Source organism: Citrobacter sp. T1.2D-1 (genome assembly GCF_950098555.1).
In the GTDB taxonomy this organism is placed as follows: domain Bacteria; phylum Pseudomonadota; class Gammaproteobacteria; order Enterobacterales; family Enterobacteriaceae; genus Citrobacter_A; species Citrobacter_A telavivensis.
The window spans coordinates 85300-97557 of record NZ_CATNHH010000005.1 but is presented as its reverse complement, the minus strand read 5'-3'; the positions used below and the strand labels follow the sequence as shown (position 1 = coordinate 97557).

The window sequence follows — 12258 nt, the reverse complement described above, 5'->3', positions numbered from 1 at the left end:
TGTTTTAAGGGGACGGGCATAACCTTGTTGAGTAGAGTAGGAAAAACTCATTATTCTGTCTAATATATTAATAGTCTCAAATAATACTTTAAAAATATGAATATTGAACTTCGTCATCTTCGCTACTTTGTTGCCGTAGCGGAAGAACTGCATTTTGGGCGTGCTGCGGCCCGATTGAACATTTCGCAGCCGCCGCTGAGCCAGCAAATTCAGATGCTTGAGCAACAGGTCGGCGCGCGCCTGCTCGCGCGAACGAACCGTAGCGTCGCGCTGACCGCCGCAGGCAAGCAATTTCTTGCCGACAGTCGGCAGATCCTCGGGCTGGTTAATGATGCCGCCGCCCGCGCGGAGCGTCTGCACCAGGGGGAGGCCGGGGAACTGCGCATCGGCTTTACCTCGTCGGCGCCGTTTATACGCGCGGTCTCCGATACTCTGTCGTTGTTCCGGCAGAATTACCCGGATATGCATTTGCAGACCCGCGAGATGAATACCCGCGAACAACTGGCACCGCTGAGTGAAGGGGCGCTGGATCTGGGCCTGATGCGCAATACCCCGTTGCCGGAGAGCTTACATCATGCGGTTATCTTGCATGAACCGCTGATGGCGATGATCCCCCGGGTGTACCCACTGGCGCAAAAGCCGGTAGTGACGCTGGCTGAACTGGCGAAAGAACCGTTTGTTTTCTTTGACCCCCATGTCGGAACCGGTCTTTACGACGATATCCTCGGCATGATGCGTCGCTACCAGTTGTCGCCTGTGATTACCCAGGAGGTCGGCGAGGCAATGACGATCATTGGGCTGGTCGCTGCCGGTTTAGGCGTGTCGATACTTCCGGCGTCGTTTAAAAAAGTGCAGCTCAATGAGATGTGTTGGGTGCCAATTGCGGAAGAGGATGCAGTCTCGGAAATGTGGCTGGTCTGGTCGGCACATCATGAACAGAGCCAGGCGGCGCTACGCTTTCGTCAGCAGTTAATTCAGGCCGTCAGTAGCGCTTAAATTAATTTAATAACGGCTGAAAATGTGCAGTTAATCACACGGCTAAGTAAAAAGTTGACGTCGTGTATTGAAGTACTTCACCATAGCCCGCAGATTATTTCGGAGCGCGAAAATAAAGGGAGTCAGAGGTGGTTGCTGATAGTCAGCCTGGGCACATCGATCAAATAAAGCAGACCAATGCGGGTGCAGTTTATCGCCTGATTGATCAGTTGGGGCCGGTATCGCGTATTGATCTTTCGCGTCTTGCGCAGCTGGCGCCTGCCAGTATCACGAAGATAGTGCGCAAAATGCTTGAAGCGCACCTGGTCCAGGAACTGGAAATTAAAGAAGCCGGTAGTCGCGGACGCCCTGCGGTGGGACTGGTGGTGGAAACAGAAGCCTGGCACTATTTGTCTCTTCGTATCAGTCGTGGGGAAATATTTCTCGCCCTGCGCGATCTCAGCAGCAAACTGGTGGTGGAAGAGTGTCTTGAGCTGCCGCTGAACGATGAAACGCCGCTGCTGGCGCGCATTGTCACGCTGGTCGATCAGTTCTTTATTCGCCATCAGCAGAAGCTCGAACGTCTGACCTCCATCGCCATTACCTTACCCGGCATTATTGATACAGAGAATGGGATCGTGCATCGCATGCCGTTTTATGCCGATGTGAAAGAGATGCCGCTCGGCGATACGCTGTCGCAGCACACCGGTGTACCGGTCTACATTCAGCATGATATTAGCGCCTGGACAATGGCAGAGGCGCTGTTTGGCGCGTCCCGTGGGGCGCGTGATGTGATTCAGGTGGTTATCGATCATAACGTTGGGGCCGGGGTGATTACCGACGGTCACTTACTGCATGCGGGCAGCAGCAGCCTGGTGGAGATTGGCCACACCCAGGTTGATCCTTACGGAAAACGCTGTTATTGCGGCAATCACGGCTGTCTGGAAACCATTGCCAGCGTCGAAAGCGTGCTGGAACTGGCGCAACTGCGGCTGGCACAATCCATGAGCTCGTCGCTCCATGGCCAGCCGTTGACGGTTGATTCGTTGTGTCAGGCGGCGATGCAGGGCGATCTGCTGGCTAAAGACATTATCAGCGGCGTGGGAACTCACGTTGGACGTATCCTCGCCATTATGGTCAATCTGTTTAACCCGCAAAAAATACTGATCGGATCGCCGCTCAGTAAAGCGGCGGACGTGTTGTTCCCGGCGATTGCGGACAGCATTCGCCAGCAGGCGCTACCGGCCTACAGCAAAAATATGGTCGTTGAGAGCACGCAGTTTTCTAATCAGGGGACGATGGCGGGGGCCGCGCTGGTAAAAGACGCGATGTATAATGGTTCTTTGTTGATTCGTCTATTACAGGGTTAACATTTTTTAACTGTTCTACCAAAAATTGCGCTAACTCAAGCTGATTCTACCTGGCATACCTTAGACTTTCTCCACTGTATTATTTTCCTGGCTTATATTTTCGAAGCATAACGGTGGAGTTGGTGATGCTGAAGCGTTTCTTTATTACAGGTACAGACACTTCTGTTGGGAAGACGGTTGTTTCCCGCGCATTGCTACAAGCGTTAGCGTCGGGGGGTAAAAGCGTTGCGGGATATAAACCGGTCGCGAAGAGCAGCAAAGAGACCCCTGAAGGGTTGCGCAACCGGGATGCACTGGTGCTGCAAAGCGTATCGACGCTGGAATTGCCCTATGAGGCCGTTAACCCCATCGCCCTGAGCGAAGATGAAAGTAGTGTGGCCCACAGTTGCCCGATCAATTACACCTTACTTTCTAACGGTCTGGCGAGCCTGTCCGAGAAAGTCGATCACGTGGTGGTTGAAGGCACCGGCGGCTGGCGCAGCCTGATGAACGATCTGCGTCCGTTGTCTGAATGGGTGGTGCAGGAGCAGTTACCGGTACTGATGGTGGTAGGCATTCAGGAAGGCTGTATTAACCATGCGCTGCTGACTGCTCAGGCGATCGCCAACGACGGCTTACCGCTGATCGGTTGGGTCGCCAACCGTATCAATCCGGGTCTGGCACACTATGCGGAAATTATCGATGTCCTGAGCAAAAAACTGCCTGCGCCGTTGATCGGCGAACTGCCTTATTTACCGCGCGCCGAGCAGCGCGATCTTGGACAGTACATTCGCCTGTCAATGCTGGGTAGCGTGCTGTCAGTCGATAGAATCATGGCCTGATTCACGACCTTACACATCATAATGATGAAACCGGGGAGCCAACGCGCTCCCCGGTTTTTTTATACTGTCAAAACCGGTCTTAGCTGCTTTCGTGAATGTTCAGCGCCCGGCGGGTACGTCCAGAACTGAGATAATCGGCGATGTAATCCTGTGAGATCTCGCCGTTGTAGCGACCGTCCTCGTCAACAATCGGCATCCAACTGGTATTACTTTCATACAGCTTGGACAGCACAATACGCAGGTTGTCTTCGGCCTTGCCGGTAATACGGAAGGGATGAATGATGTCTGCGCAGGTGCCGGTGGCCTGACGCGCCTCGCGACGTTTCACAAAGCCCAGCGGTTTACCTTCGCCATCCACCACCGTAATCGCACGAATGTCGTTGTCATCCATAATCCCAAAGGCTTCATTCAGCGACGTAGACGGTTGCGCGGTCAGCGTTGGCTGCTGGTCGGTCACGTCGCCCGCCGAGACCAGCAGCAGGCGCTTGAGCGTACGGTCCTGACCGACGAATGAACCGACAAAGTCGTTGGCCGGTTTGGCCAACAACTCATCCGGGCTGGCGCACTGGACAATGCGTCCCTGGCGGAATACGGCAATACGATCGCCGAGTTTCAACGCTTCATCAATATCATGACTTACCAACATCACCGTTTTCTTCAACGCGCGCTGCATGTCGAGGAACTGGTTCTGGATCACTTCGCGGTTGATGGGGTCGACGGCGCCAAACGGTTCATCCATCAGCAGAACCGGCGGATCCGCCGCCAGGGCGCGAATGACGCCAATACGCTGTTGCTGGCCGCCGGACATCTCTTTTGGATAACGATGCAGAAACTTCTTCGCATCCATTGCTACCATCTCCATCAACTCTTCGGCACGGCTTTTACAGCGGGCTTTATCCCAGCCCAGCATGCGGGGGACGACCGTAATGTTTTCTTCAATCGTCATGTTAGGGAACAGACCAATCTGCTGGATCACATAGCCAATGTTGCGGCGCAGGGTCACGGTATCCATCTCGCCCGTATTTTCACCGTTAATCAGGATGTTGCCGCTGCTCGGGGTAATCAGGCGGTTAATCATCTTCAGGGTAGTGGTCTTGCCGCAGCCCGACGGCCCCAGCAGAACGCACATTTCTCCCTCTGGCACGTTCAGATTGACGTTATCGACGGCCTTAAGCGGCTGACCGTTTTTCTGCGAAAATTGTTTGGTGAGGTTTTCCAGTTTTATCATTATCGTATCCCCTTCGGTGTCAGGACGACTTGCAGGCGGTGTAACAGCCAGTCAAGTACAATCGCTAAAAGACAAATCATCAATGCGCCGGCAATCAGCATGCGAATGTCGCTGCCGCCGATACCATTCAGTAACAGTAATCCCAGGCCGCCTGCGCCAATCACTGCGGCAATCGCCATCACGCCGATGTTCATGACCACGGCGGTGCGGATCCCGCCGAAAATCACCGGTAAAGCCATTGGGATCTCAACCCAGCGCAAACGCTGCCAGAACGTCATGCCAATCCCGCGACCCGCTTCGCGTAAGCCCGGTGGGATGCTGTCCAGTGCGGTATGGGTGTTACGCACGATAGGCAGCAGCGAGTAGAGGAACACGGCGGTAATGGCGGGCAGTGCGCCAATTCCGTGACCGATCAGCGAAAACAGAGGGATCATCAGCCCGAAGAGGGCAATAGATGGAATCGTCAATAGCAGCGTGGCGGCGCTCAGTACGGGCGTTGCCAGCCATTTGTGGCGGACAATCAGGATCCCGAGCGGTACGCCAGTCACAATCGCCAGGCCAACCGCCAGCGCCACCAGCCACAGATGCTGAAAAGTGAGCGTCGCCAGATAACCTGCGTTATCGATCATGTAGTGAATCGTATCCATATGCGCTCCTTACAGCAGGTTCTTTTGTTGCAGGAATTCACGAGCAACCTGCTGAGGTGACTGGTGATCGATATCAACCTTCGCATTCAATGAACTGATCACGTCATTATTTAACTGCTCCGAGAGGATATTGAGCGCCTCGGCAAGCCCTGGGTTGGCCTCCAGCGTATCTTTACGCACCACAGGCGTGACAGCGTAACTTGGGAAGAAGCCCTTATCATCTTCCAGCACCTTGAGATCAAAACCCTTCACACGACCGTCAGTGGTATAGATAAGGCCGGCGTCAATAAAGCCATCACGCACGGCGTTGTAGACCAGTCCGGGATCCATCTGGCGGATTTGCGGTCGGTCAAGCTCCATCTGATAGGCCTGCTGTAGCGGCTTCATTCCGTCACTGCGCCCGGCAAATTCCAGGTCGAGCCCCAGCAACCAGTTGTTGTCGGGATCGGTCTGGCGGATGTGCTCAATTTTCGCCACCATCTCCGACATGGTGTTGATGTTTTCCGCTTCGGCGCGCTTACGTTGCATGGCGAACGCGTAGGTGTTGTTCATATCTGCCGGTTTCAGCCATACCAGCCCCAGCCTGGCATCAAGGCGCTTCACCGTGTCATACGACGCCTGCGGGCTCATGCGCTCATTGATATGGTTGAAAATAATCAACGAAGTGCCGGTGTATTCCCATGTCATATCAATCTGTTTATTGATCATCGCATTCCGTGAGATGACCGTGGCGATATTGGTCTGTGGCTGAACCTGAAATCCTTTTTTTTGCAGATACTGAACGGTCATGGCCGAGAGAATGTGCTGTTCGGTAAAGCTCTTGGTGGCGAGGATAATGGGGGCGGCCTGGACCTGCGTGCTCATCAACAGCGCGGCGGCGAGCCATCCCAGCCATGTATTCTTGAGATTCATTTAGCGCTCCTTGTTTTTATCATTGTCATCAGGCCGTGTGCGGGCTCAGGGCGCGCCCAAGCCAGGCGAGCAGACTGTCGAGGATCAGGGCGAAAAGTGCGGTGGCGGTCGCCCCCAAAATCAATGTCGGGAAGTCGTTAAGATAGATGCCGGGGAAAATCAGCTCGCCGTAGCTGCTGGCGCCAATCAGAAACGCCAGCGGGGCGGTTCCGACGTTAATCGCTGTGGCAATGCGGATCCCGGAAAGCATCACCGGCCAGGCGTTGGGGATTTCCACCTGACGAAGCCGCTGCCATTTCGTCATACCGATGCCGTTTGCCGCTTCAATCAGCGACGGTGGGACAGAAATCAGTCCGGCATAGGTGTTACGCACAATCGGCAACAGTGACGCCAGAAACAGCGCAACAATAGCGGGTAGGTCGCCAATGCCGATAATGACCATCGCCAGCGCGAGAACGGCCAGCGGAGGTAGCGTGTTGCCAATGTTGAAGATCTGCATGGCATATTCAGCAATCCCCTTTGCTGCGGGGCGGCTGAGCAGGATACCGCTTGGAATACCGACCAGTAGGGCGAAGAACATTGAGGTAAGGACTAAAATCAGGTGCTGTTGGCCGAGATAGAGCAAATCGACCTGACGTGATTTGAGCGTTTCGACGCCAATTCCCCAGATCAGCAGTGCCAGTAGCACAATGATGACGAAACTAAAGCCCAGCACGTGTTTTAACGTGGAAGTGTGCATTGCAGTGTGTCTCCCTGTTTGCATGCGTTATGGCGGCGAATAATCGTCGCATGTTGTTATGCCATGTATCGGCAGGGTGTTTTGAGCTATAGCAACAGGGTGGGAAGGATTCCAGCGTGAAGGCAAATTAGATTCGCAGACTATTAATCGCTAAACGCGATTTGGCCTTATGCCGTAAAGGATAAGCAGGGTATGTAAAGAATTGTCTTAAAAACGCCAATCAGAAGTGACACTGTAACAACAAAGAAAAGTGCAGGTATCAGAAAAGGCAGGAAAAACCTGCCTTCAGAGGGTTAGCGGAATAACGGTTTTTCCGCGACCGGAGTCAGTAACTGAGACTGCCACTGTGCCAGGGTGTGGCGGGCCAGTTCGCCGAGAGCCCGATAAAAAGGATGACCGGCGTTATCAATAAATATGTCCAGGAAGCGGGATGACCACGGGAACAGATGCCACGCCAGCAGCTGTTCGCATTCAGTGTGTCGGCCACTTTCAGCCAGCCACGCCGCCATCAGCAATAACGAACCGAAATGATCCTCGGGTTCATTTTGCGTTGCTTCGACGTGAATGCCGTTGTCGCGCATCCACTGACGCAGGGCCAGAGTGGACTCGCCAAACAGGACATTTTCGCGATCTAACCAGACGGAACCCCAGGGTGGCGACGGTAACGCATACGGCCCCACGAACAGGCGCTGAAACGCCTCGGGAAGTGATTCATCGCTGACGCGTTTAAAATCCGTCGCCAGCGGAGCCAGTATTTCCGCTGCCAGCGGCCACTGAGTCTGCCAGTCATCTGCGGTTAACGCTGATACCAGAGGGGCGGCCTCGGCGCTGTCGGGCGCGTAATAAAACAGGGCCCCCAGCACGCGTGCCGTCATCGCAAAATCATCACGTTGAGTAAAATCAGTCATCTGAAACATCCTGAGAAGTGCGGGTTTCCCCGCACGGATTTGTTAACCTGCTACCGCCATACCGACGGTCATATGCAGGCCATAAAACAGGCCACGACCTATTATTTCGCCACCAAGCACGAGGAGTAACCCCAGTAGCAACCCGGCGACATGCGGTTCTTTGCGGCGTACCAGCGGGCAGATCCAGCAGCCCAGTCCGGCGGTAAGCAACACCACACGCCATACCTGCAGGGAGGCATAATCCGGCACCAGCGCAGAGGCCTGCTGAACCGAACTGTGAATCGTCGCCAGCGACATGCCTTGCAGGACAATGACACCCACGCTGACCAGCAGCGCCAGTACGCTGATACTGGCGAACACGGTTCCGCTAAAGGTGACGCGGGACGCCCGCAACAGTAATGCCGCGAACAGGGGGCCGCTGAGCAATACCGTCATGAAGAACGCCAGCGTCGTATAGCCAGTATACCAGGTCGGTACGGTATCGATCAGGTAAACACGGGTCATTGCCCAGACGAAGACGATACCCAGCACCATGCCGAGCAGCAGCCAGAGTTTTCCCAGCGCGGGCGGCATTTTACCCAGTACGGCGACCAGCCACCAGATACCACCCACGGCGAAAAAGACCGAGCCTGCGGCGATTTCATTGCTCAACCCGGATGCGCCAATGCGGTTGAGTGAGTTGAATGCCCGCATCGGCGACCCGAGATGCACGATCGACGCCAGGAATCCCAGCCCCATCACCAGCCAGAGGAAAAACATGCTGCGAACCAGGCGTTGCCGGGCGGCGGCATCGTCTTTCATCGCAAACCAGCCAAGCCCACTGACAATCAGCGCGCCCACGACGCACTGGCCGAGTACTGTAAACAGCACCAGCGGCCATTCATGCCATCCACTTCCCATTTTACACCTCCTTCGGATTTGCCAGATAACCGGTGGTATCCCCGGTCGGACGGCTGTTGGCATTCGGTTTGATCACAATACTCGGCTTCGTGAAGTGCGCACCCGGCAGTGGCGCAACGGCAGCCAGTTCACCGTGTTTCTTACGCAGTTCGTCGATGGGACCGAAATCCAGCGCGCGCAGCGGACAAGATTCGACACAGATCGGTTTCTTACCCTCTGCCACGCGGTCATGACAGCCATCGCACTTGGTCATGTGACCCTTAGCGGCATTGTACTGTGGCGCGCCGTACGGGCAGGCCATATGGCAGTAGCGGCAGCCGATGCAGATATCTTCATCCACGACCACAAAACCGTCTTCCCGCTTGTGCATCGCTCCGCTCGGGCAGACCTTGGTACAGGCCGGATCTTCGCAGTGGTTGCAGGCAATAGAGAGATAGTAGGCAAAAACGTTCTGATGCCAGACGCCGTTGTCTTCCTGCCAGTCTCCGCCCGCGTATTCATAAATGCGGCGAAAACTGACATCCGGGGTTAAATCCTTGTAGTCCTTGCAGGCCAGTTCGCAGGTTTTGCACCCGGTGCAACGGCTGGAATCGATAAAAAATCCATACTGAGTTGTCATCGGTTACTCCTTAAACCTTTTCAACCTGAACGAGATTACTGTGCGAAGGATTCCCTTTTGCCAACGGCGAAGGGCGGTGTGACGTCAGGATGTTGATGGAGCCACCGTGGTCTACCTGGTCGCCAAACATATCGGCCTTGAGCCACGCCCCCTGACCAATGGCAGTGACGCCGGGCAGAATGCGTGGCGTTACCTTGGCGGGGATCAGCATCTGACCGTTATTGTTAAATACCCGGACGGTGTCACCGTGTTGAATCCCGCGCGCGTTGGCATCAATCGGGTTAATCCAGATCTCCTGCGGGCAGGCCTGTTGCAGGACGTCAATGTTGCCATAGCTGGAGTGGGTGCGCGCCTTATAGTGGAATCCGGTGAGTTGCAGCGGGTATGTTTTGCGGATCGGATCGTCCCAGCCGTCGAAACCGGGAGCATAGGCGGGCAGAGGATGGATTACCTCATCCGCCTTCAGTTCCCAGGTCTCGGCGAGAGTGGCCAGCCGCGCAGAGTAAATTTCAATTTTCCCTGACGGCGTTTTCAGCGGGTTAGCGTTTGGATCTTCACGGAACGCGCGGAAGGCGACGTAGTGCTCTTCCGGACATTTTTTCTTGAAGATACCGGTTTGCTTCATCTCTTCGTAATCCGGCATTTCCGGATTGCGCTCTTTGGTTTTCGCATGCAGGTATTTCACCCATTCATGCTGCGAGCGTCCTTCGGTGAACGTCTGGTATACGTCAGGCCCAAGTCGGCGGGCGATTTCGCTGAGCATCCAGTAAATAGGCTTTCTTTCAAACTTCGCTGAGGTCGCGGGCTGGCCGAGGATTACATAGCCCATGTTGCCCGCAGATTCGTGGGAGATCAGATCTTCCTGCTCCGTTGGCATTAAATCTGGCTGCAGGATGTCGCAGTACTTCGCCGAGGCCGTCATGAAATGTTCAATGCCGACAATCATTTCGCACTTGCTGTCGTCCTGTAGCACCTCATGAGTATGGGCGATATTCCCGTGCTGGTTAATCAGCGTATTACTGGCGTAGCACCACATGAACTTGATGGGAACATCCAGTTTCTCTTTGCCGCGTATGCCGTCGCGCGTGGCGGTCATTTCGGTGCCATGATCGATAGCATCGGTCCAGGTGAACACGGAGATTTGCGTTTTCACCGGGTTATCGAGCATCGAAAACCACTCCACGCCGAGATCCCAGGTGCCTTCACGTACGCCTGAGTTACCGCCGTTGATGCCGACGTTGCCGGTGAGTACCGACAGCATGGCGATAGCCCGTGCGGTTTGCTCGCCGTTGGAGTGACGCTGAGGTCCCCAGCCCTGGCAAATATAGGCCGGTTTCGCCGAGCCAATTTCACGGGCCAACTGGATGATTTTATCCGCCGGAATACTGGTGATGCGGGACGCCCACTCCGGGGTTTTGGCTATGCCGTCCGGACCTTCGCCGAGGATGTACGCCTTGTAGTGCGCGTTACGCGGCGCACCGGCAGGCAGGGTGGTTTCATCGTAACCGACGCAGTATTTGTCGAGGAACGGCTTATCGACCAGATCTTCAGTAATCAACACCCAGGCGATTGCTGCCGCCAGCGCGCCGTCCGTGCCGGGACGGATGGGCAGCCATTCATCTTCGCGTCCGGCGGCGGTGTCGTTATAACGCGGATCGATAACGATCATTCGCGCATTGGAACGTTCACGCGCCTGTTCGACGTAGTAAGTGACGCCGCCGCCGCTCATACGGGTTTCCGCAGGGTTGTTGCCAAACATCACCACCAGTTTCGTATTGGCAATGTCATCAGGGCTGTTGCCATCGTTGCTGCCAAACATGTAGCTCATGGCGGCGCTGATCTGCGCGGTGCTGTAACTGCCGTAACGGCTAAGGTAGCCGCCGCAGGCGTTCATCAGACGGTAAGGGACATTAGAGTTGGTAATGTTTCCGCCGTCGACGCCAGTGCCGTACAGCACGTGGACCGCCTCGTTGCCATACTCTTTGAGGATCCGCTTCAGGTTGTCGCCGACGATATCCAGCGCTTCGTCCCAGGTGATGCGTTCAAACTTGCCTTCACCGCGTTTGCCGACGCGTTTCATCGGGTATTTCAGCCTGTCGGGGTGATTCATGCGTCGACGTATCGAGCGACCGCGCAAGCAGGCGCGAACCTGATGGTTGCCATACTCATCGCTGCCGGTGGTGTCAGACTCCACCCAATAAACCGTGTCATCTTTGACGTGCAGACGCAGCAGACAACGGCTTCCGCAGTTAACGGTACAGGAACTCCAGACCGCTTTTTCTTCGACCGGCGCGGGCGTCATGCCGTCTGCGGCGCGCGCGATCCGGGTGAAAGGGAGGGTGAAAGCGCTACTGGCAAGCGCAAGGCTGCCAATAGCGGATGATTTCACCAGACTACGGCGACTGATACTGGCCGTCATGAGGGCCTCAGGCGTGGTGATTTTCATGGTTGCTCACTTTGCTAATGTCAAAAACTGACCTGGTTGCGTCCCTGTTTCCGGGAACAGCCATTCCTTTGTTTTCTGTATTGATCGGTGTGATGCAGGCGGTGTTGTGTTGATACCCCACCGTCAAACAGAGCGTTGTATAGTTTTTTCTATAGCGATATCAGAGACATGCTAAGCAGGAATGAATTTTACCCCTTAATGAGTAGGGGTTATTAATCCATATCAAAGTGAGGGAAACCCTCCGTTGCCGGAGGGCGAAAAACAGGCGGAATTACTGCGGCTCGGTGTTGGCACCTTCCTGAGAAGGCGTGGTGCTGGCAGGTGCATTACCACTGCTGGTTCGGGTGTAGAGAATTTTATGCGTGTCGTTGGCGCAATGCCCTACAACCTGTGAGTCAGGCTGATCGGCCTGATCGTTTGGCACGATGCTCAGGGTGAAATTGGCCTCCGGCACGCCGTTATTGATGATGCGCTGCTCAATATCACTCCTGACACGTTCGCAGGAGTCAGGGACGGCGAACACCAGCGGGGAGGCGCTCAGCAGTACACATGTCAGTATTCCTCGGGAAAATTTCATCATCAGCTCCATTGTTGAGATGCACCGATTAAGCATAGCATTGATAGTGTAAGCAATTGTCATTGCCAGCAACCTGTCGAAGAATCGGAAAGCTCTCTCTTTTCCCCAAAAGCAAA

Annotated in this window: 12 protein-coding genes; 3 read left to right on the top strand and 9 right to left on the bottom strand. The window is 54.9% G+C overall.

Going from position 1 to position 12258, the window contains the following annotated elements; genetic code table 11:
• Nucleotides 1-96: 96 nt before the first annotated feature.
• From QQZ17_RS07240 to bioD, 3 genes are all read left to right on the top strand, one after another.
• Complete coding sequence (locus tag QQZ17_RS07240; protein WP_152404790.1) at nt 97-996, top strand: LysR family transcriptional regulator; 900 nt, start codon at nt 97-99, stop codon at nt 994-996.
• A gap of 128 nt (nt 997-1124) precedes the next feature.
• Nucleotides 1125-2345 (top strand): sugar metabolism global transcriptional regulator Mlc, encoded by a 1221-nt coding sequence (mlc, locus tag QQZ17_RS07235; protein WP_152404789.1) that lies wholly within the window; start codon nt 1125-1127, stop codon nt 2343-2345.
• 125 nt (nt 2346-2470) lie between these two features.
• Nucleotides 2471-3166, top strand: a complete 696-nt coding sequence (gene bioD / locus QQZ17_RS07230; RefSeq protein ID WP_152404788.1) for a dethiobiotin synthase — start codon at nt 2471-2473, stop codon at nt 3164-3166.
• Nucleotides 3167-3245: 79 nt separating this feature from the next.
• On the opposite strand, the gene osmV is transcribed toward bioD, so the two are convergent.
• The 9 genes from osmV to QQZ17_RS07185 all read right to left on the bottom strand — a co-directional run bounded on the left by osmV (nt 3246) and on the right by QQZ17_RS07185 (nt 12145).
• On the bottom strand, nt 3246-4394 hold the full coding sequence (gene osmV, locus QQZ17_RS07225; RefSeq protein ID WP_152404787.1) for an osmoprotectant ABC transporter ATP-binding protein OsmV: 1149 nt from the start codon (nt 4392-4394) through the stop codon (nt 3246-3248).
• The gene (osmW, locus tag QQZ17_RS07220) at nt 4394-5041 is read right to left on the bottom strand and encodes an osmoprotectant ABC transporter permease OsmW (RefSeq protein ID WP_046480576.1); all 648 of its coding nucleotides are present in this window, start codon (nt 5039-5041) and stop codon (nt 4394-4396) included. Before osmW ends, osmV begins: the two co-directional genes overlap by 1 nt.
• Nucleotides 5042-5050: 9 nt before the next feature.
• Nucleotides 5051-5953 (bottom strand): osmoprotectant ABC transporter substrate-binding protein OsmX, encoded by a 903-nt coding sequence (gene osmX, locus QQZ17_RS07215; RefSeq protein ID WP_152404786.1) that lies wholly within the window; start codon nt 5951-5953, stop codon nt 5051-5053.
• Nucleotides 5954-5981: 28 nt separating this feature from the next.
• Nucleotides 5982-6692: an osmoprotectant ABC transporter permease OsmY gene (osmY, locus tag QQZ17_RS07210; protein WP_152404785.1), complete on the bottom strand. Its 711-nt coding sequence runs from the start codon at nt 6690-6692 to the stop codon at nt 5982-5984.
• A 293-nt stretch (nt 6693-6985) separates the two neighbouring features.
• Nucleotides 6986-7600, bottom strand: a complete 615-nt coding sequence (gene dmsD / locus QQZ17_RS07205) for a Tat proofreading chaperone DmsD (protein WP_152404784.1) — start codon at nt 7598-7600, stop codon at nt 6986-6988.
• A 42-nt stretch (nt 7601-7642) separates the two neighbouring features.
• Nucleotides 7643-8500 (bottom strand): dimethyl sulfoxide reductase anchor subunit family protein, encoded by an 858-nt coding sequence (locus tag QQZ17_RS07200; protein WP_152404783.1) that lies wholly within the window; start codon nt 8498-8500, stop codon nt 7643-7645.
• Between the two features lies 1 nt (nt 8501).
• On the bottom strand, nt 8502-9119 hold the full coding sequence (gene dmsB, locus QQZ17_RS07195) for a dimethylsulfoxide reductase iron-sulfur subunit DmsB (RefSeq protein WP_152404782.1): 618 nt from the start codon (nt 9117-9119) through the stop codon (nt 8502-8504).
• A 10-nt stretch (nt 9120-9129) separates the two neighbouring features.
• Nucleotides 9130-11565 (bottom strand): selenate/tellurate reductase subunit YnfF, encoded by a 2436-nt coding sequence (gene ynfF, locus QQZ17_RS07190; RefSeq protein WP_152404781.1) that lies wholly within the window; start codon nt 11563-11565, stop codon nt 9130-9132.
• A gap of 271 nt (nt 11566-11836) precedes the next feature.
• Nucleotides 11837-12145, bottom strand: a complete 309-nt coding sequence (locus QQZ17_RS07185; protein ID WP_152404780.1) for a DUF1161 domain-containing protein — start codon at nt 12143-12145, stop codon at nt 11837-11839.
• Nucleotides 12146-12258 lie beyond the last annotated feature (113 nt).